This window comes from Qipengyuania sp. NPDC077563 (assembly GCF_044901345.1).
In the GTDB taxonomy this organism is placed as follows: Bacteria; Pseudomonadota; Alphaproteobacteria; order Sphingomonadales; family Sphingomonadaceae; genus Qipengyuania; species Qipengyuania aestuarii.
On record NZ_JBJDPC010000002.1, the window covers coordinates 373,720 to 392,842 of the forward strand.

General features: G+C 62.1%; 24 protein-coding genes. 12 read left to right on the forward strand and 12 right to left on the reverse strand.

The features are described from left to right. Positions 1-75 precede the first annotated feature (75 nt). The gene (locus ACI2I1_RS07655; RefSeq protein ID WP_221541934.1) at positions 76-537 is read left to right on the forward strand and encodes an Lrp/AsnC family transcriptional regulator; all 462 of its coding nucleotides are present in this window, start codon (positions 76-78) and stop codon (positions 535-537) included. A 35-nt stretch (positions 538-572) separates the two neighbouring features. Continuing rightward, a complete protein-coding gene (locus ACI2I1_RS07660; protein WP_404678632.1) occupies positions 573-962 on the forward strand; it encodes a GFA family protein in 390 nt (129 codons plus the stop codon). A 31-nt stretch (positions 963-993) separates the two neighbouring features. On the opposite strand, the gene ACI2I1_RS07665 is transcribed toward ACI2I1_RS07660, so the two are convergent. The 5 genes from ACI2I1_RS07665 to aroQ form a co-directional block, all read right to left on the reverse strand. After that, the gene (locus ACI2I1_RS07665) at positions 994-1,563 is read right to left on the reverse strand and encodes a TMEM165/GDT1 family protein (protein ID WP_404678633.1); all 570 of its coding nucleotides are present in this window, start codon (positions 1,561-1,563) and stop codon (positions 994-996) included. Positions 1,564-1,846: 283 nt separating this feature from the next. Continuing rightward, positions 1,847-2,281, reverse strand: a complete 435-nt coding sequence (locus ACI2I1_RS07670) for an NUDIX hydrolase (RefSeq protein WP_404678634.1) — start codon at positions 2,279-2,281, stop codon at positions 1,847-1,849. A 21-nt stretch (positions 2,282-2,302) separates the two neighbouring features. Beyond that, the gene (gene accC, locus ACI2I1_RS07675; protein ID WP_404678635.1) at positions 2,303-3,652 is read right to left on the reverse strand and encodes an acetyl-CoA carboxylase biotin carboxylase subunit; all 1,350 of its coding nucleotides are present in this window, start codon (positions 3,650-3,652) and stop codon (positions 2,303-2,305) included. Positions 3,653-3,662: 10 nt separating this feature from the next. After that, a complete protein-coding gene (gene accB / locus ACI2I1_RS07680; protein ID WP_404678636.1) occupies positions 3,663-4,154 on the reverse strand; it encodes an acetyl-CoA carboxylase biotin carboxyl carrier protein in 492 nt (163 codons plus the stop codon). Positions 4,155-4,229: 75 nt separating this feature from the next. Next, a complete protein-coding gene (aroQ, locus tag ACI2I1_RS07685) occupies positions 4,230-4,664 on the reverse strand; it encodes a type II 3-dehydroquinate dehydratase (protein ID WP_404678637.1) in 435 nt (144 codons plus the stop codon). 107 nt (positions 4,665-4,771) lie between these two features. Between aroQ and ACI2I1_RS07690 the strand changes: the two genes are divergently transcribed. After that, a complete protein-coding gene (locus ACI2I1_RS07690) occupies positions 4,772-5,158 on the forward strand; it encodes a hypothetical protein (RefSeq protein WP_404678638.1) in 387 nt (128 codons plus the stop codon). Positions 5,159-5,232: 74 nt separating this feature from the next. Here ACI2I1_RS07690 and ACI2I1_RS07695 read toward each other — a convergent pair whose 3' ends face one another. Continuing rightward, positions 5,233-5,571, reverse strand: a complete 339-nt coding sequence (locus ACI2I1_RS07695; RefSeq protein ID WP_404678639.1) for a hypothetical protein — start codon at positions 5,569-5,571, stop codon at positions 5,233-5,235. Positions 5,572-6,042: 471 nt separating this feature from the next. Between ACI2I1_RS07695 and ACI2I1_RS07700 the strand changes: the two genes are divergently transcribed. Then, positions 6,043-6,825: an alpha/beta hydrolase gene (locus ACI2I1_RS07700; protein WP_404678640.1), complete on the forward strand. Its 783-nt coding sequence runs from the start codon at positions 6,043-6,045 to the stop codon at positions 6,823-6,825. A 366-nt stretch (positions 6,826-7,191) separates the two neighbouring features. Here the strand turns inward: ACI2I1_RS07700 and ACI2I1_RS07705 are convergent, their stop codons facing one another. From ACI2I1_RS07705 to ACI2I1_RS07715, 3 genes are all read right to left on the reverse strand, one after another. Next, the gene (locus tag ACI2I1_RS07705) at positions 7,192-7,497 is read right to left on the reverse strand and encodes a UrcA family protein (protein ID WP_221541927.1); all 306 of its coding nucleotides are present in this window, start codon (positions 7,495-7,497) and stop codon (positions 7,192-7,194) included. Between the two features lie 190 nt (positions 7,498-7,687). Further along, complete coding sequence (locus ACI2I1_RS07710; RefSeq protein WP_404678641.1) at positions 7,688-9,046, reverse strand: ADP-ribosylglycohydrolase family protein; 1,359 nt, start codon at positions 9,044-9,046, stop codon at positions 7,688-7,690. Positions 9,047-9,184: 138 nt separating this feature from the next. Then, entirely contained in the window at positions 9,185-10,105 is a 921-nt protein-coding gene (locus ACI2I1_RS07715; RefSeq protein ID WP_404678642.1) for an MBL fold metallo-hydrolase, read from the reverse strand. A 73-nt stretch (positions 10,106-10,178) separates the two neighbouring features. Between ACI2I1_RS07715 and ACI2I1_RS07720 the strand changes: the two genes are divergently transcribed. The 3 genes from ACI2I1_RS07720 to ACI2I1_RS07730 are packed head-to-tail and all read left to right on the forward strand — an operon-like array spanning position 10,179 to position 11,794. Further along, on the forward strand, positions 10,179-10,490 hold the full coding sequence (locus ACI2I1_RS07720; RefSeq protein ID WP_404678643.1) for an ArsR/SmtB family transcription factor: 312 nt from the start codon (positions 10,179-10,181) through the stop codon (positions 10,488-10,490). Positions 10,491-10,494: 4 nt separating this feature from the next. Next, positions 10,495-11,013: a rhodanese family protein gene (locus tag ACI2I1_RS07725; protein ID WP_404678644.1), complete on the forward strand. Its 519-nt coding sequence runs from the start codon at positions 10,495-10,497 to the stop codon at positions 11,011-11,013. A gap of 7 nt (positions 11,014-11,020) precedes the next feature. Continuing rightward, positions 11,021-11,794 carry a sulfite exporter TauE/SafE family protein gene (locus ACI2I1_RS07730; RefSeq protein ID WP_404678645.1) on the forward strand — a complete coding sequence of 258 codons (774 nt, stop codon included), beginning with the start codon at positions 11,021-11,023 and terminating at the stop codon, positions 11,792-11,794. Between the two features lie 57 nt (positions 11,795-11,851). Here ACI2I1_RS07730 and ACI2I1_RS07735 read toward each other — a convergent pair whose 3' ends face one another. Continuing rightward, positions 11,852-12,547: a winged helix-turn-helix transcriptional regulator gene (locus ACI2I1_RS07735; protein ID WP_404678646.1), complete on the reverse strand. Its 696-nt coding sequence runs from the start codon at positions 12,545-12,547 to the stop codon at positions 11,852-11,854. A gap of 142 nt (positions 12,548-12,689) precedes the next feature. Here ACI2I1_RS07735 and ACI2I1_RS07740 point away from each other — a divergent pair, with 142 nt between their 5' ends. Continuing rightward, positions 12,690-13,040, forward strand: a complete 351-nt coding sequence (locus ACI2I1_RS07740) for a DUF1428 domain-containing protein (protein WP_404678647.1) — start codon at positions 12,690-12,692, stop codon at positions 13,038-13,040. A gap of 24 nt (positions 13,041-13,064) precedes the next feature. After that, complete coding sequence (locus ACI2I1_RS07745) at positions 13,065-13,436, forward strand: DUF1428 domain-containing protein (protein ID WP_404678648.1); 372 nt, start codon at positions 13,065-13,067, stop codon at positions 13,434-13,436. Positions 13,437-13,455: 19 nt separating this feature from the next. Here ACI2I1_RS07745 and ACI2I1_RS07750 read toward each other — a convergent pair whose 3' ends face one another. Further along, positions 13,456-14,940: a sensor histidine kinase gene (locus ACI2I1_RS07750; protein WP_404678649.1), complete on the reverse strand. Its 1,485-nt coding sequence runs from the start codon at positions 14,938-14,940 to the stop codon at positions 13,456-13,458. A gap of 201 nt (positions 14,941-15,141) precedes the next feature. On the opposite strand from ACI2I1_RS07750, the gene ACI2I1_RS07755 reads away from it, so the two are divergent. The 3 genes from ACI2I1_RS07755 (at position 15,142) to ACI2I1_RS07765 (ending at position 17,526) form a co-directional block, all read left to right on the forward strand. Further along, entirely contained in the window at positions 15,142-15,339 is a 198-nt protein-coding gene (locus ACI2I1_RS07755) for a hypothetical protein (protein ID WP_404678650.1), read from the forward strand. A gap of 158 nt (positions 15,340-15,497) precedes the next feature. After that, on the forward strand, positions 15,498-16,793 hold the full coding sequence (locus ACI2I1_RS07760; RefSeq protein WP_404678651.1) for a class I SAM-dependent methyltransferase: 1,296 nt from the start codon (positions 15,498-15,500) through the stop codon (positions 16,791-16,793). Between the two features lie 94 nt (positions 16,794-16,887). Then, positions 16,888-17,526 (forward strand): cation diffusion facilitator family transporter, encoded by a 639-nt coding sequence (locus ACI2I1_RS07765; protein ID WP_404678652.1) that lies wholly within the window; start codon positions 16,888-16,890, stop codon positions 17,524-17,526. Between the two features lie 75 nt (positions 17,527-17,601). Here ACI2I1_RS07765 and ACI2I1_RS07770 read toward each other — a convergent pair whose 3' ends face one another. Further along, positions 17,602-19,098: a sulfotransferase domain-containing protein gene (locus ACI2I1_RS07770; RefSeq protein WP_404678653.1), complete on the reverse strand. Its 1,497-nt coding sequence runs from the start codon at positions 19,096-19,098 to the stop codon at positions 17,602-17,604. Between the last annotated feature and the right edge of the window lie 25 nt (positions 19,099-19,123).

The following is a 19,123-nucleotide window of genomic DNA, read 5'->3' on the forward strand; positions in this document are numbered from 1 at the left end:
TCATTACGCCACACCAACATTTCGTGTGCGGCTTATCTTTCGATAGGCGTATCTCTGGCTTGAGGAAAGACTGGCATGGCCAATATGGACGATATTGATCGTCGCTTGCTCGCCGAATTGCAGGACGAGGGCAGAATTACCAATGTCGAGCTGGCGCATCGCGTCGGTCTCACCGCACCTCCCTGCCTGCGCCGTGTACGCGCGCTGGAAGAAGAGGGCGTCATTCGCGGCTATCACGCGGAACTCGACCCGTCGAAGCTCGGTTTTTCGATCACGGTCTTCGCGATGGTCAGTCTCAAGAGCCAGGCCGAGGACTCACTGCGCGAATTCGAGGTCGCGATGAAGGATCTGCCCGAAGTGCGCGAAGTGCACATGCTCAACGGCGAGATCGATTTCATCATCAAGATCGTCAGTCGCGATTTGCAGAGCTTCCAGGAATTCCTGACCAGCAAGCTGACGCCCGCGCCCAATGTCGCCAGCGTGAAAACGTCGCTGACGATCCGCACCAGCAAGAACGATCCGGGGGTTCCGCTTTGAGCGGAGCCCTTGCGGGACACTGCCTCTGCGGCGCCGTGACAGTCGAACTGGACGGCGTCGGCAGCAGCGTTGAAATCTGCCAATGCAGCATGTGCCGCCGCTGGGGCGGGGCCTATTATGCCGCGCTGACCGGCGATTCCGTGACGGTCGCTGGCGAGGATAGCGCCAGGGTCTATCGCTCCAGCGCCTGGGCGGAGCGTGCTTTCTGCCGGACTTGCGGCAGCACCCTGTGGTTCCGTTTTCTGCCCACGGGCAACCGCAGCTTCTCCGCGGGCCTGTTCGACGGGGCTGCAGGGCTTCCGATCGAAAAAGAGATTTTCGTCGACGAGCGGGCGGACTGGTGCCGGATAGAAGGCGGCCATCGCCGGATGACGGGCGAGGAAATCATGGCGGAAGCCAAGGCGGCAGGCTTCACTTTCGACTGATCCTGCCGCCCTCGGCGCCCGTCTGCATGGGCTAGAGCGCGAGTGCGTCAGCCACGACCCAGATACCGATCGCGAAGAACAGCAGCGCGGCAATCGTGCGGACGAGCCGCAGCGAAACCCGCTCCACGATCGCGCGCCCGAAATAGACGGCGGGTACATTCGCCAGCATCATGCCCAACGTCGTGCCCAAAGTGACCAGCAGCACGCTCTGGAACTGTGCGCCAAGGGCAATCGTGGCGACCTGCGTCTTGTCACCGATCTCGACAATGAAGAAGGCGATGGTGGTCGTCAGGAACGGGCCGAAGCGCGCAGCCTTGGGCTCTTCGTCTTCGTCCAGCCGGTCGGGCACCAGCGTCCAGGCGGCCATGGCCAGGAAGCTCACCCCGACCGCGATGCGAAACCACTGTCCTTCGAGCAGATTGGCAATCGAATGCCCGACCAGCGCCGCCAGCGCGTGGTTGGCCAGCGTCGCCACCAATATACCCATGACGACGGGCAGGGCCTTGCGGAACCGGGTGGCCAGCACGATGGCCAGCAGCATGGTCTTGTCGCCGATTTCGGCCAGCGCCACGACTGCGGTGGAGGTGAACAGGGCTTCCAATGATGATCTCCGGGCCGGGCTTCAAGACTGCAACGGCACCGGACCTCCCGCCCGGCCGGACGGAAGTCAGGTGCCATTGGTCTTGCCCGAACGAAACCATTCGAACCCCTGCGCCACGCCCTCTCGGACGAGTATGTTGACGCGAGGGAACTGCACGAGGCAGCGGGCTACTCCCCAGATGACGCGGCGCGCCTAGCAAGGCACGCGCGGCATTGCAACGCACGCTGGCAGGAAGGCCGCGGTTTGGCCCGCACCGCCGGTGTCACGCACCCCGCAAGAGGGGTTACGGTCCAGACGGTCCACACTCTGCGATGTAATCGGCCAGCCGCGTCTGCAGGGCGGGGACGGCATCTTTCCGGGTGAGGAAGCGCTCCACGGTCATCATCTGCCAGCGCTGCCCCTCGCTCCCGAATGTGATCTGTTCGATCTCGCGCGTCAGCAAGGGAGCGACCAGAAAATGGCTGTCTATGCCGCCGGAGGGACTGGGGTAGCGGCGGCTCCAGACGATCCTGCCGACAGGTATGTGGAGACCGAATTCCTCACAGGCCTCGCGCATGGCGCATTCGGCAGGGGTTTCGCCGGCTTCTCTCCCTCCGCCCGGCAAATCCCACAGGCCGGGGAAGGGAATGCCTGGCTTGTCGTCGCGGAGATAGGTGAGCAGCCGATTTTCGCATTTCAGGACGATTTTCGCGCCTGAAAAGTCTCCGACGGCCGCCATTTCAGCGACGCAAGACCGCTCTCAGATCTCGCGCGTCTTCAGCCATTCTTCGAGCCATTTGATCGAATAGTCGCCGCTCTTCACGTCGTCCTGTTCGAGCAGCGCCTGGTGCAATGGCACGCTGGTCTTCACGCCTTCGATGACCATTTCCTCCAGCGCGCGCTTCAGGCGCATCATGCACCGTTCGCGGTCGCGGCCATAGACGATCAGCTTGGCGATCATGCTGTCGTAATAGGGCGGGATCGAATAGCCCGCGTAGATGCCGCTATCCACGCGCACATGCATGCCGCCTGCCGCGTGATAATAGGTGATCTTGCCGGGGCTGGGCGCGAAGGTGAACGGATCTTCCGCATTGATGCGGCATTCGATCGCATGGCCCGTGAAGGTGATGTCGTCCTGCTTGCAGGACAGGTCCTTGCCATCGGCCACGCGGATCTGTTCGCGCACCAGATCGATGCCGGTGATCATCTCGGTCACCGGATGTTCGACCTGCAGGCGGGTGTTCATCTCGATGAAGTAGAACTCGCCGTTTTCCCACAGGAATTCGATCGTGCCCGCACCGCGATAGGCCATGTCGCGCATGGCAGAGGCGCAGACTTCGCCCATCCGCATCCGCTCTTCATGGCTGATGACGGGCGAGGGCGCCTCTTCGAGCACCTTTTGGTGGCGGCGCTGGAGCGAGCAATCGCGCTCGCCCAGATGCACGGCATTGCCGCGCCCGTCGCCGAAGACCTGGAATTCGATGTGGCGCGGATTGCCGAGATATTTCTCGATATAGACGGTGGCATCGCCAAAAGCGGCTTTCGCCTCGCTGCCGGCCTGCTGCATCAGGGTTTCGAGCTGGTCTTCGCTTTCGCAGACCTTCATCCCGCGGCCGCCGCCGCCCGATGCCGCCTTGATGATGACGGGATAGCCGATTTCCGCAGAGATGCGGCGCGCCTCGTCGAAATCCGACACGGCGCCGTCGCTGCCCGGCACCAGCGGCAGGCCCAGGGCGCCCGCGGTGCGCTTGGCTTCGACCTTGTCGCCCATGGTGCGGATATGTTCGGGCTTGGGGCCGATCCAGGCAATGTCGTGCGCTTCCACGATCTCGGCGAACTTGGCGTTTTCCGACAGGAAGCCATAGCCCGGGTGGATCGCATCGGCCTGCGCGATTTCGGCGGCCGAAATGATGTTGGCGACATTGAGATAGCTGTCGCCCGCTGCCGGCGGACCGATGCAGACGGCGTGGTCGGCCAGGCGCACATGCATGGCATCGGTATCGGCGGTGGAATGCACCGCGACCGTCTCGATACCCATTTCATGTGCGGCGCGGTGGATGCGCAGCGCGATTTCGCCGCGATTGGCGATCAATATGCGTGAAATGCCCACGAACCGGCCCTTATCCGACGACGACGAGCGGCTGGTCGAATTCGACCGGCTGCGCGTTTTCGACCAGGATCGACTTTACCGTACCGGCCTTTTCGGCAGTGATCGGGTTCATCACCTTCATCGCTTCCACGATGAGCAGGGTCTGGCCTTCCTTCACGCTGTCGCCGACCTTCACGAAGTCCGATGCGCCCGGTTCGGGGGCGAGATAGACCGTGCCGACCATGGGCGACTTGATCGCACCGGCGGTATCGGCGGCCGGGGCAGCGGCGTCGCCGGCGGGGGCTGCAGGCGCTGCCGGGGCGGCGGCAGGTGCCGCGGCGGCCACGGGGGCCGGGGCAGCTGCGGCCATGGCCACACCGCCGCGCGATACGCGGATCTTGCGCTCGCCGTCCTCGACTTCGATTTCGGTCAGCCCGGTGTCGCCCAGCATCTCTGCCAGTTCGCGTACGAGCGAGGTGTCGACATTCATGCCGGAATTACCGGCGCCTTTGCGATCGGCCATGAAATGGTCCCTTGTTAGTTTTCGCCCGCGCCTATGCTACCGCTCGCCGCGCAAGACAAGGGGCAGGGCGGGGTTTTAGAGAGCCGCAGCCTTCTCCAACGCTACGGAATAGCTGCGCGCGCCGAGGCCTTTCACGCAGTCTGCGGCGGCCATCCCGACATAGGACAGGTGGCGAAATTCCTCGCGCGTCTCCGGATCGGAGAGGTGAACCTCGATCACGGGCACCTCGATCGCCTTGATCGCATCGAGCAGCGCGATCGAGGTGTGGGTGTAGGCCGCCGCGTTCAGCAGCACGGCGCGGGCTTCCTGCCGGTTGGCGTCATGCAGCCAGTCGATCAGCTGGCCTTCGTGATTGGTCTGGTGAAAACTGATTCCTAGTCCCAGCTCTTCGGCCTGCTGCGCCAGCATCTCCTCGATATCGGCGAGCGTCTGGTGCCCGTAGATCTCCGGCTCGCGCTGGCCGAGAAGGTTGAGATTGGGGCCGTTGAGGACGAATACGGTGTCGGTCATCAGCGCGCTATGAAAGGGCGGCGCGATGGCTTCAACATGTTTCGAGCTTTGGCGGGATTATGTGCGGCGGTGCGCGAGCACGGAGCGGTTAGGAATGGGCGAAACGAATGTCTGCCGATGGGTGGTTGGAGGGTAAAAGCCGACATTCCGCTAACGACCCGATTGCGGTCATCAGCGGCTTCAGTCAGAATGAATTTATGGACGAAACTGAAATCTTGGAGAAACTGCATCGCCTTGTAGTGACTGATAGTCACTTGGAGCGGAACTCGCTCGCGCTGGAGCTTTCTGACAAGAAGGAAACAAGGCTTTTTCAGCTTCTCGTAGAATTGATTCAACGGCCGGAACTCATAAAGAATCGTGGAACGCTGGTACATTGCCTTAGAAACTACGATTGTTCGCCGATAGTCAGCACACTGGTGGAACTCGCTGAAACCGGTAACTTCGAAGTCTCCGCGGAGGCAGTGATTATCTTGGATGAACAGCGGCTCCGTTAAGCGATTTCTGAAGGCCGCTTTCCACCCAATTGCGGACCTTGGGCAAGTTTGCAGCATTGCCTGACAGCCGACCTTTATCGCTTGGACAGCCATTCGGCTAATTCCTCAGCCCAACTATCATCGCCTTCAAGATTGAAGCGGATCCACCGATCGAAAGTTGAAAATCTCATCTCTCGCGAGGAGACCGTCGATCCTGTGTTTGCAGCTACCACCTCGGCCATTTCGTGTAATCCCTGATGAAATGCCCAAGCTCCTAAACTAAGCCATTCATCATCATTATTGCCGAGACGTTCCTCAAGCGGCCAATAGATCGCGTTAAGAGCAACCAGAGGGTTATCCCCAAGCACCACCGACAGGGGCCACAGCTCCTTTACTCGCTGGAATAATTCTCGCGGGTCGACACTCTCTGCCATGCTTCTTTGTAATACCGCATCGTCCGCTTTCCACCCAAAGATCAGACCTCAGGATCTTTTCGCGCAGAGTCGAAAGCGGACGTGAGGAGCGGGCAGTGGCGTGTAACCATCTTCGCACTCCATCCCCACTCACACTTGCAACCCAAAATCCCAGGAAATCGCAACTCTCGCTCCATGGATTGGTTGGGCATAATGGCCGCCTTCGGCACGCCTACGGCTCGCAATGAAGAGGTAATCTTTCAAACGTCATTGCGAGGAGCCGCAGGCGACGCGGCAATCCACCTCAATACCCGCCATCTTATCCATTTCCCTATGCGGCGTCTTTCTGCCATTTTGATCGCCGATGACGGTCGATGGTTCGATCAAAGTGGGGGTTGTAAGGCTGTGAAACGATCTGATCACTTTATGCGCGCAGTTTTGCGACTTGGGCTGGCTTTCTTCGCTTCACCGCTCGCCGCGCAGAACGCACCCGTGTCGCAGCCGCTCATCATCGGTACTTCCTACACTGCCGAGATCGAGGATGCGGAGCGGCGTATCAATGTGGTGCCGCCTGCCGGTTACGATGCCGGGGAGGCGGCCCATCCGCTGGTGGTCGTGCTGGATGGCGGGCTGGCGCAGGATTTCTTCCTCGCACTCGGCATGGAACGGTGGAACCAGCTCTGGCAGCGCAGCGCGCCCGCCATCTTCGTGGGGGTGGAAACCGTCGATCGCCAGCGCGAATTGCTGCCGCCGACGCGGAATGCGGAGGAGCAGGAACGCTATCCCACCGCCGGAAACAGCGCCGCGGTCAGGGCGTGGCTGGCCGATACCGTCCTGCCCCTGCTGCGGTCCGAGTACCGGACCGATGGCCGCGCCTATCTGATCGGTGAAAGCGCCGCCGGGCATTTCGTGGTCGAGACATGGGCACAGACGCCCGGGCTTTTCGACGGCTATGCCGCGCTCTCGCCCAGCCTCCAGTGGGATGACCAGTCGCTGTCGCGCCGTGTGGCCGGGGCGGAGGCGGAGAATAGCCCGCCGCTCTTCCTGTCGCTGGCGGATGAGGGCGGGGCAACCGAAGAGGGCATCCTGCGGCTCGCGGCAGGCTCGAAGGCGTGTTTGGCCGATCGCCGGGGGGATGTCGTCCATGCCACCACGCTCCACCGCCTGCTGCCCGAGGCGCTGCAATTCCTCTTACCCACCGGCGCGGACTGGCTGGCGGAATACGGCCTCAAACTAAATTGCACCCCGCTTCCCGATGGGGATGAGGCGCAGTAAGTTCGCGGGAAGGGCAGCCAGCAATTCGAAGCTGCGTGTCCAAAGAACCGGGCCGCCTGCGAAAGCCGTTTTCCTACAGCCTCGCTTTCTGCCACCACGGCGGGAATCACCCGGCGAGAGAGGAGGCTTCACGTTGCGGTCGGCACGGAATTTGGGAGGAAGCGTCGGTGCGGCTGGAAGTTGACAGAAGCCGTGTGACTTAAAAGCCAGAAGCGGCGGAAATGCAGGCGTTTTTTAGGATGGCCGAGTTTTTGTTTCGCCGCCTGTCGGTGTCAACCGGATGGGCATGCAAGCCAGGACCCGAACGGCGGTCACGCACACAAAAAACCGGGCGCGAAGGCCCGGTTTTCTGGTCTGGTGTAAGGGTCAGCGCGCGTTGTAGGCCAGTTGGCGGGCGCGGCGGCTTTCGAGTTGGGCGAGCGCCTTCTCGGTCACGTCGGCGACGCATTCCTTGTCGACGATCCGTCCCGAGGTGGTGACCGAAGTCCGTACTTCGCAGGCGCGCTTTGCGGCGTCGGCGATCCGGGTGCGGACCTCCTCGAAATGGGCGGGGTTCGACAGGTCGAGATCCGCGTGAGAGATGCGTACTTCGATCTCGTTGGGCGCGGCGCTCGAAGGGGCGGCGGAAAGGCACATGGCCGAAGCCAGGGCAGGGATAAGCAGGCGGCGCATAATCGTTCTCCAAACAGAGTGATTAGGGTGAGCGGCCTCCCAAGACATGATGATTGTGCGGTGCAGCATGATTCTTCGCAAGTGCAAAAAATCTCGTGCTGCTTGCAGTAAATGCAAGAGTATTGCTGGCACCGGGCATTTGCCGCAATTTTGTTGGCTTCCCCAGCGCTACGGGTGAGACAAACGCTAGTCAGGGCTGCGGGATGATCCAGCGGTTACTTGCGCGGTCGATGCTGCCGCCGGCTTCCTCGGTCACGGCGCGGTCCACGATTTCGAGGCTGCGTTCGCCCATGGCGGCGAAATCGTCATAGCCGTCGTTCGGGAAGCCCTTGCGCGTGCGGTGGATGTGGAAACTGCCCGACAGCGGCATGCCGAACGCCTCCTCGATTGCCGCGCGGCCCATGATCGAGCCGATCAGCCCGCCCCAGGTGGCGGTGGGATTGTCCGAATCCCAGCCCGCCAGCGTGCCTATGCGGATGGTGTCGCGCAGATCGCCCTCGCCGTAGAAATAGCTGACCAGCCCGGCGGCGAAGTTGATCCCGCCCGCAAAGCAGCCGTTGCAATAGAGCCCGCGCGCCGAGATGTCGTAGCCATCCTGCATCTCGACCTGATAGCGCTGGTAAACCGCATCGCGCGCTTCTTCCCAGCTGGCGCCGCTTTCATACTGGGCGAGCACGAAACGGTACATCGCCAGCGGATATTCGCCTTCGGGCAGCACGCGGCTGGCCTCTTCGGCGATGCCGCGCAATTGCGGCCCCAGCGGGCGCGCGGGATCGACCCGCGCGGACAATGCGTGGAGAGCGACATGGAAGCGGGCGATGTCCGCCGCCTCGCCGCGCGCGGCGGTGCGGATCGGCAGATCGGCCATGCGCAGCGCAATGTCGGGGCGGCCCGGCGCGAACAGGCCGAAAATCTCGGTCGAAAGCTGGGCGTCGATCATTTCCCAATGCTCATTGAGCGCGGGGTCGGAGGTTTCGGGAGGCAGCGTCCCCGCCAGCATCAGTTCGTGCGCCCGCTGGTTGGAGACCCAGAGATAGTTCTGATAGCCCGTCTCGTCGGCGCCATAGGGGGTGGGCTTGTTCTCGTCATAGATATGGTCGATCCACGCCTGGCGGATTTGCTGCGGCGTCAGCATGCTGGTCCGGTGCTTCAGCAGCGCGTCCTGATAGATATATTCGATATCAGTATCGTCATCCGCGCCCCAGCTTTCGCCCGGCGTGCGCAGCACGAAATCGATGGTCGGCGAGATCGGGCTGGGCTTGCCGGGATCGAAGATGCTGGGCTGATCGGGCTGGCCCCAATCCTCGCGCGTGTAGAATTCGCCATGCGGCCCTTCGCCGCCGATCTTGTCCATTTCAGTGACGAGGCCGGTCCAGTTGGCGATGCTCTGCCCTAGCCAGAAGCCTTCCATGCGGCGGGCATAGGCGGCCCGGTCGATTTCCAGCGTGGCCGTTTGCGCCGTGGCCGCGCTGTGCGGGGAGGACACCGTGCCGGCGGTGGCGCAGGCGGCCAGAAGCAGGGGCAGGGCGGGCAGCATCAGTCGGCGCAAAATCTCTCTCCTCCACGGGGCGATGGGCGGCGTGTCTTGCCTGCACCGGTCGCCCCTGTTCTCCTTGGACGGCGGTGTAGCGAAGGGCGCACCTTACGCAAAGGGAGAGTTGTGATCGTTCACAATTGCGTCAACGCGCTATTCAATTGAGGTCTGCCCCGAGCCTTCGCCTGCGACCGGATCCGATGTCTGCCCACCCGTCCACTTCACCGGGATGCGCAGATAGGTGACGCCGTTATCCTGCGCCTCCTCGAACCGGCCGGCGCGGATGTTCACCTGGATCGAGGGGAGCAGCAGCTTGGGCACGGCCAAGCCCTGGTCGCGGCTTTCCCGCAGAGCGACGAAGCCGTCCTCGTCCATCCCTTCGGCCGCATGGACGTTGGCGCGCAGCTGTTCGCCCACCGTGGTTTCCCAGCGATAGTCGTCGCGGCCGGGCGCCTTGTAATCGTGGCACAGGAACAGGCGCGTCTCGCGCGGAAGCTCCAGCAGGCGGCGGATCGAGCGGTAGAGCGTGCGCGCATCGCCGCCGGGGAAATCCGCCCTGGCGGTGCCGAAATCGGGCATGAACAGCGTGTCCCCGACAAAGGCGGCATCGGCGACGAGATAGGCCACATCGGCGGGCGTATGACCGGGCACATGCATGACGCGCACCTCCAGTTCGCCGATGGCAAATCGCTCCCCATCCCCGAACAGCCGGTCGAAATCGGAACCGTCGGTCGCCAGATCCTCCATCGCAAAGACCGGGCGGAAGATCTTCTGCACATCCTTTATCCGCGCGCCGATCCCGATCCAGGCACCGGTCCGCGCCTTGATGAAGGGGGCTGCCGAGAGGTGATCGGCATGGGCATGCGTTTCCAGCACCATGGCGATCTGCCAGTCGCCTTCTTCCGCAAAGGCAAGGATGCGTTCGGCCGAACCGGTGTCGGCGGCGCCGCTGGCAAGATCGAAATCGAGAACCGGGTCGATCACCGCGGCCTTCCGCGTCGCCGGATCTCCCAGCAGGTAGCTGATCGTATGGGTCGCTTCGTCGAAAAAGGCTTCGATCACGGGCTTGGTCATATTCTTCGCTCCATCAGGCCTTGCTAATATATAAGGTTATGCTAAATAAGCAAGTGCTTAAGGAGACGGGGCGATGCTGCACTCGATGGATCTAAAAACATTCGAAGCCAAGGCGGGCATGGTCGCAGGCTCGCTCAAAGCGATGGGCAACGGCCGGCGGCTGATGCTGCTGTGCAAGCTGGTCGAGCACGGCGAGATGACGGCGAGCGATCTGGCCCGTGAAGTCGGCCTGTCGCAGCCCGCCTGTTCGCAGCATCTTGCAAGGATGCGCGAGGAGGGCCTCGTCTCCTATAGGCGTGAAAGCCAGATGCTGTGGTACGCGATTGCCGACCCGCGCGTCGAGACGCTGCTCGCGCTGCTGTACCAGCTTTATTGCAAGGACTGACCGAATGACCTGTGTTTCCCTTACTCCCGCCGAAGCCGCGCGCATGATCGATGCCGGGGCGAGGCTGGTGGATGTCCGCGCGGCGGACGAACATGCGCGCGAGCGTATTCTGGGCGCTGCCAATCTGCCGCTCGAGCGGATCGAGGACCTGCCGCACGGCGAGACGCCGGTGATCTTCCACTGCAAGTCGGGCATGCGCACCGATGCCAATGCCGCGCGCCTTTCCGCCGCCGCTGCGGGCGCGCCTGCCTATCTGATCGGCGGCGGGATCGACGGCTGGCGCAGGGACGGGCAGCCGGTGCTGGCCGACAGGAGCCAGCCGCTCGAGATCATGCGCCAGGTACAGATCGTGGCGGGTATCCTGATCCTCACCGGCGTCATCCTGGGCTTCCTGTGGACGCCTGCATTCTTCGGCCTCGCGGGCTTGGTCGGCGCGGGCCTGCTGCTGGCCGGATCGACCGGCTGGTGCGGTATGGCCCATTTGCTGGGGGCGATGCCGTGGAACCGCCGGGCGGCCGACTGACACGGCAATGGACATGGGCGCGATCGCCGCGGGCCTTGCTGCCGGATGGGTCATCGGGCTCATCCTCGGGCTGGTCGGCGGCGGCGGGTCGATCCTCGCCGTGCCCCTGCTGGTCTATGTCGTCGGGGTCCAGTCGACCCATGCGGCGATCGGGACCGCGGCCGTCGCGGTCAGCATCAACGCCCTGACGAGCCTTGCCGGCCATGCCCGCGCCGGGCGCGTCAAATGGCGCTGTGCCTCGGTATTCGCGCTGGCGGGTATGGCGGGCGCGGCCTTGGGCGCAGAGATCGGCAAGGCGGTCGACGGGGACAGGCTGCTGGTCCTGTTCGGCCTGCTGATGATCGGCGTGGGGCTGACGATGCTGCGCAGGCGGCGTGCGGCACCAATGCCCGACGTGCGCCTCGACCGGGCCAGTGCGGGCACGCTGCTGCCCCGGCTCGTCCCCATCGGCCTCGGCACCGGGCTTGCGGCAGGCTTTTTCGGCATCGGAGGAGGCTTCCTGATCGTGCCGGGCCTGATCCTGGCGACTGCCATGCCGCTGGAATTCGCCATCGGAACCTCGCTCGTGGTCGTCAGCGCGCTCGGGCTGACCACGGCGACATCCTATGCGCTGTCGGGGCTGGTCGACTGGGGCATCACCGCGCTGCTCGTGGCAGGCGGACTGGTAGGCGCCGTGACCGGCATCGCCCTCGGCAAGAAGCTGGGCGCGCGCGAAGGGCTGCTGGAACGCGGCTTCGCAGCGCTGGTGATCGCGATCGGCGGCTATGTGGCGGTGTCGTGAAATTCGTGGGCAGCGGGTTGCAAGCCCCGCCCAAGTCCTCGTGCTACCGAGGCTCTCCTAGCTGATCTTCTCCGGCAACTCGAAAATGTCGATGAAGCGCTGGGCGGCATCGGCATTCCCTTCCATTGTCACGCCGACCTCATCGGCGCGCACTCCGCCGTAAAACATCGCTGCCAGCGCCGGGGCAGCGGGGGCGGTGAAAATAGCATCGCATCGCTCGGGGGCGGCGCGGGCGACGGGAAGCGTGCCGTGATTCAGTTCGGCAACGAATTCGGCATCGGGGAAACGGAAGCCGATCCGCATGCTCTGCCCCTGCGCCCTTGCCGGATCGAACATCGTGCGCAGCGAGAGCAGGAAGCTCACCGGGGAAAGCGGCAGCGTCGGATCGTGCTGCGGGGACATGGCGGCCCAGCGGCCGATTTCCTGGATCATCGGTTCGGCGGCATAGCCCCAGCGCGTGAGTTCATACACCTGAGCCGAGTGGGGCGGGGGCAGCTTGCGCTTCGCCAGCACTCCGGCCGCCTCAAGCGTTTCGAGCCGTTCAGTCAGTACCTTGGCCGAAATGCCCGGCAGGCTGGCCCTCAGATCGGAAAACCGCCGCGCTCCGAACATCAGTTCCCTTACCACCAGCAGCGACCATCGCTCGCCCACCAGTTCCATGCCGAACGCCGTCCCGCAGGCGTCGCCATACCAGCGGCCGTGCCCGGCCACATCGCTCTTCGACCGACCCCTCGTTTCCTTTTGTAACTTCATAGTTGCTTTTAGTAACCATTGGGCGCAGATTTCTCAAGTGCCGAGTCGCGACAATGGTGTCTGCGATACGGACCTGCCCGGCGGCGATCGAACGGCGGCTGCGAATTTTGCAATTGCCGCAGGACCGAAGAGGAGAAGCGAAATGTATGTCAGCGGTTTCGTCCAGCCCGTGCCCGATGGAAACAGGGACGCCTATATCGCCTCTGCCAGGACCGGATGGGCGCTGTTCAAGGACTATGGCGCGCTCTCGATGATGGAAAACTGGGGTGACGATGTCCCCGCGGGCAAGCAGACCGATTTCCATCGCGCCGTCGCGCGCGAAGAGGGGGAAAGCGTCGTCTTGAGCTGGGTGGTCTGGCCCGACAAGGCGACGGCCGATGCCTGCATGGCTACGATGGAAACCGACGAGCGCTGGCAGGAAATCGACATGCCCTTCGACGGCAAACGCATGATCTTTGGCGGGTTCGAGACCATCTTCGACGCCGCCGCCTGACGGTAACATAACGGGAGACGAGAAATGTATGTGAACGGATTCGTGCTCGCAGTTCCTGCCGCCAACAAGGAGGCCTACCGCGAGGTCGCCGAGAAATTCTGGGACATCGTGAAGGACTATGGTGCGCGGTCGCAGATCGAATGCTGGGAAGTGGACGTCAAGGATGGCCACACCACCGATTTCCGCCGCGCGGTTCAGGCGCAGGAAGGCGAGCGTATCGTCTTCAGCTGGGTGACCTGGGACGACAAGGAAACCGCCGACGCCAGCCACGAAAAGATGATGGCCGACCCGCGTATGGAAGAACATTTCGGCTCGGCCGACGGGAGCGAAATGCCCTTCGACGGCAAGCGCATGATCTATGGCGGGTTCGAGCCGATCGTGTGGAAGGAGGCCTGAGCGGTAAGGCCCGGCGTCACTAGGCCCGCTTGAACTTGGCGAACTGCCGGCCGTATTCCGCCGATTGCGGGTCCTTCGGGACATGGATGGCGAGGCTGCACTTCAGTCCGCCAGGAAGAAACTCCATCGTCACATCCGCTTCGCCGCCGGAGTGTGATCCGCGTTCGATCAGGCGCGTGCCGAAGCCCTTGTGCTCTGGCTCGGCAACCGGGGGGCCGCCGCTTTCCTGCCAGGTCAGGTGCACGATATCGTCATCGCCAGCGCTCTCGACCGACCAGTCTATCGCAACCGTGCCATCGTCCACCGACAACGAGCCGTATTTCACCGCATTGGTGGCTAGCTCGTGGACCGTCATCGTCAGGCCCAGCGCGGTTTCCGGATCGAGCAGATGGTCGGACCCGTCCATGCCGATGCGCCCGGTCAAGTCGCCCAGCGAGGCACCGAGCGTCGCGCGGAGCAGGCTGCGCAAAGAGGTCGGCCGCCAGCTCCCCTCGGTCAGCAGGCCGTGCGCTGCGGACAGGGCGGACAGCCGCGCGGAAAACTGCTCCACGGCGCTGCCCGCCCCCGGGACCGACCTGAAGGTCTGCTTCGCGAGCGCGTGAACCACCGCGATCGTGTTCTTCACCCGGTGCTGCAGCTCGTTGATCAGCAGGTCCTGCCGCTCCTCGAAAGCGACCTCTTCGGTGATGTCATAGCCCTGGACGATGATCCCCGAAATTTCGTTTTCGGGGTTGAGGATAGGCTGGAAGATGAAGTTCAGATAGCGCAGCGTGCCGGTCTCATCATCTGCGGTGTTCAGAATGACCTTTTCGCGGCGGCCAATGTAAGGTTCGCCGCTGGCGTAGACCTGATCGAGAATGGTGATGAACCCCTGATCGACCACTTCGGGCAGCGAATCCTCGACCGTCCGTCCCACGATGTCGGATCTGCCGACCAGCTCAAGATAGGCCGTATTCGCCATCTCGAAGACATGGCCCGGTCCGCCCAGAACGGCGACGAAACCGGGAGCCTGGTCGAAGAATTCGGTGAGCCGCCTGCTTTCCCTCACCAGGGTGACGTTCCGCGACTGGACCTTTTCGGCCCGGCGGATGAGGTCCGCCTGCTTGCGATGCTGCCTCAGTTCCTGCAGCTCTGTGACGTCCACAGTGTGCTGCAGGATGAGTTTGACCGCACCCGCATCATCGAGCAGCGGCGTATGCGTCGCGCTCCAGTAATGGGTTTGCATCCCTCCATCGGGCGCGGTGATATCGTAACGGATAAGGGCGAGCTCATCGACCTGCCCCGTCCGCAGGACGCGTTGCAGGGAATCGTCGAGCAGCCGGTAGCTTTCCGTCGCGGGATCGCTGGGAAAGGCCTCGAACAGTGGCTTCCCGATGATATCTTCGCGCTCGCGCATGGTCGCGCCGAGATAGGCATCGTTCACCCACACCAGCCGGAGGTCCGGGTCCATCACCATATAGGGGTTCGGCGATTTTCCGAGAAGCGCGGCGAAATCGATGTTCAAGCGAAGTCCATTCTGATGCTTACGATACTGCAGATACACGGCGCCTAATGTACTGCGGCAACCGAGTCACCCCGTGTGACCATGAAGAATAATAGCTACTCGCGCGCTTTTGTTTCCTGCAAAATCGCAGCCGTGACCGGCACTTACGGTCCGAAATAGCGCACACTTGAGCGAACACGGTGATTTCATTATGATTTACACATGACCCAGGAAGAGCGCGAACTTCGTCACGAGCTAAGAAATGCCGAGCAGGACAAGCTCGCGCTCAAGAAGATGCTCAACCGGGCTGCCGACGAAATCGACGAACTGGCAGATGCCGACTGTTCGCAAGTCTCGATCGAACACGCCCGCTCGCAGGCCAAACGCCTGCGCAAGGTGAGCGGATTGAAAAAGAAATAGCATAGAAGTCCACCCCCTCTGTCCTTACTCGTTTGGACTGATGGAAAGATAGGAGCGGCTCGGCACAATTCTTGATGTCGATCGGCAGGTGTTCATGCTAGCGAAAATTCGCGGCGCCCATTCGCCCTCAAATTTCTCGCTTCGTTGGACCTCCCATAATGACATCACGCCACACCACTGGCCTTCTCTCGCTTCGCGACCATGACGAAAGCAGACCCGATTCTGCCATATCCGATGTCCTCTACCGTATGGCCTTCGGGGCGATCGGCTGGCCCTGGCTTCTGCACAGCCTGTGGGGCGGAACGAAGCGCAGCAAGCGCGATCTGATGGACCGGGTCTCGCTGGATCCGGGCGCTCTGCCCAATCTTGGAAGCTGGAAAGCCGATACCGGATTTCTGCACCGTATCGTGGACGCTGTCGAAGAACTGCAGCCGCGCGTGGTCGTCGAATTGGGGGCGGGCGCATCCACTCTCGTGTGCGCCAAGGCTATGCAAAAAAATGGTCAGGGCAAGCTGTTCAGCTTCGACCAGCACGCCGATTTTGTGACGGCGACCGGAGAATGGCTGACAGGCGAGGGTGTCGAGGCGCACATCAGATGCGCTCCCTTGACGGCTTCGATCGAAGGATGGCCCGGCAGATGGTACGAACTCGGCAATGTACCGGAGCAGATCGACCTGATCATCATCGATGGACCGCCATGGGCCGTGCATCCATTTGTGCGCGGAGCGGCAGAGGTCCTGTTTGAACGCCTTGCGCCTGGGGGAATAATTCTCCTGGACGACGCCGCCAGGCCGGGAGAGCGCGTGGTCGCCCATCGGTGGCGGCGCAACTGGCCTGACATTACCTTCGAAAGGGCCAAGGGCAGCAGCAAGGGCACGTTGGTTGGCCGCAAGGCCGGCGGCAACAAGTCTTCTGTTTCTTCGTACCCGCGTTTCGCCAACGATAACGGGCGGATCAGCTGGCGCCGGGTCGCCGGACTGGCGGCATTGTTCGCCTCGGGCTGGTTTGCGAACGGATGGGTGGGCGATCTTTCAACGCCGGCCAGCGCGGCTTCCTTCGTCAACGAGGCGCAGGAGGCCTACAATGCGAGTCAGGTTCGCTGGAAAATGGCATCGCAAGTAGAAAGCATCGAGCTCGATCGGCGCGAAATTCTCGACGCCACGGGTATCGATTTTCCTGCCTTGCCTTCAGGATGGTCCGTGTTGGACGCACAGCTCTACCCTTCCGATCTCGGCAATTCGGTCATGGTCTCGGTGAAAACGCCGTCGGGCGAAACCATCTCGCTCTTCGCGGCTCAGGCCGAGACTTCCTTCGGTGCGTTGCCGATGATGACAGCTGATAACGGGGTGTCCGTGGCCTTTTGGGAAGAAGGCCCCTTGGCTCTTGGACTGGTCGGCGAACTGGAATCCAGCAGACTGCTCGAGCTGGCAGCTGTTCTGGCGCGCGGCACCTGATTCCGGCGGTGATCGCCATCACCCTTCGCCATACAAAGGACCGACCGCCAATGACCCGGTTGCGGATAGTGACCCGATCTTTCATCTAGGGCCGATGTCGAGCGATTGCTGTTCATCCAAGGGAACCGAGCTTGAGAAGCTTGCAAGGCAGGCCGACCAGCGCCGCGTCCTGATGATCGTGCTGCGGATTAACGCGGTGATGTTCTTCGTCGAGTTTACTGCCGGCGTGATGGCCGGTTCGTCGGCCTTAATGGCAGACGCCACCGACATGCTGGGCGATGCCCTGGTCTACGGCGTCAGTCTTTATGCGCTCTCGAGAGGCGACCGCTGGAAAGCCGGTGCAGCCGTGTTGAAGGGGGTTCTGATCCTGTTGCTAGGCATCAGCATCCTGGTGAATGTCGCCATCAAGCTGAGTACCGGCGTACCCCCGTCATCCACGCTGATGCTCGCATTCGGAGCAATGGCACTGGTCGCAAACCTGGCATGCCTGTCGCTCCTGTGGCGCTTCAGACGGCAGGATGTGAATATGGCGAGCACGTTCGAATGCTCGCGCAACGACGTGATCTCGAACGTTGGCGTGCTCATCGCTGCGGGCGCCGTCGCCCTGACGTCGTCGCCCTGGCCGGATATCGTCATCGGCGCGGTCATGGCTGTGATAATTCTTCGATCCTCGGCCAGAGTACTCAGGGAAGCGATCCCGCAGCTGCGCGCCGAAAAGGCGGAAGTCGGGTAACGACCCAATTGCTGACATCGCCAAGAATCGCCTTTGATGTCTTTGAATGGAATTTGGTTCGCTAAAGATTAGCCGTCAGGATTCCGCATCCAGGGTATTGGCCAGTTCCAGCAATCGGGGCGCCTTGATTTCCCCGACCAGCGCAAGCGCGACCTGATCGTCTTCCCAGTACGCCACTACCATACCATCGTCCGAGTCCATCGAAGGACTGTCACTGATCGAGGTGTCTTCCTCTGCCGCGAACAGCGAAACGCGCTCGTCAGCGGTTGTGACCATCGTCACAACTACCGAATTGCCTAGATCAGAGGGATACAGCTGCGCATCAGTCACAACCCAGTCTTGAGGAAGCTTGGGCAGCTTAATGCCCGTCGCCTTGAGGATGTCCTGCCGGTCGACATTCCTGATTGCTATTTGCGAGGGCATCTTTGCTCGGACACTACTTGCGACGTAGGCCTCTTGGGCTTCGTTCACGAGCGAGGCCGCGTTTGCCGCGGGCGAGAAGCCGATATCTAATTCATTGCCAGCCCAGCCACAGGCAAACACAGCGACCATCGCCGCCATCCGAACAAATCGCTCGCGGCGCCGGTTGTCGTTACTGGGGACCGGTTGCGGCCGATCTGTTTTACTGCCCGTCAATACGGTGGAGAGGGCGAGCGGAGTTTGGGTGCCGCTTGGTTGCGCCGCTGGTGACTGCGCCGCCTTCGCCTCACTGAAATAGCAAGCGAAGAACGGGTCCAGATTTCGATCGATGTAATTATCGACATAGGCGATGTCGTCACTGGAAAGATAATCGACGAAGCCGCCCATCTTGCCGCGTCGCACCTTGAAGCTCTCCGGATTTGCCGGATCTGCCGGGCGAAGGCGTTCGTGGTTGAAGCTGTCGTTCAGTTCCGCCTTGCGCATGTTGCGGAACGATGCACCTTCAACGACCCGCTCGAGAAGGTCTTCGCTCGGAGCGGGGAGACCCAGAAAGGCCGCAGAATCTCGTACGACCTGTTTCGGATCACGATGCATGTCCCTGTAACGGACCCACAGAAAGTCGCGTGGCACCCTTCTTGCCCGCGCCCAGGCGTTGTAGAAGGCGACGACCGCGTCGATGCTTCCCTTCTCTTGGCGGATATAGGTAGAGATGTCGCAATCGATCACCTTCATCCGGTTCTTCGCGTCGAAATAGTATGAAACCAGCACATCCCGCGGGTCGCGGGTAAGCAGCAGGACCTTCTTCCTGCGGTAGCGAGATTTGTCCGTTTCGATCTCGTCCCCGAATTTCAGGTTGGGGTGGTCGTCGTGTGTAAATCCAATATTCGGAATGTCTGACGCGAGCTTCCAGAAGTGCTGGACCTCCATCGGGTTGTCGACATCCAGTCCGTACTGCGCACACACCATGGTCCCGAGCATCGTACGCAACCACGTGCGCCCGGACTTGGGATAGGACAGGACGTAGGCATCTCTGGCCCATTCGCTGGCCGCACGACGCATTACCAATAACGCGCCTCTGTTTCGGATCGAACTTGGCAGCAGCGTTTCCCCTGCGGAAAATGCGAAGTCTCTAATAACCGGACGAATTGCCATCAGTCGGACCCTTTAAAACTGTCCA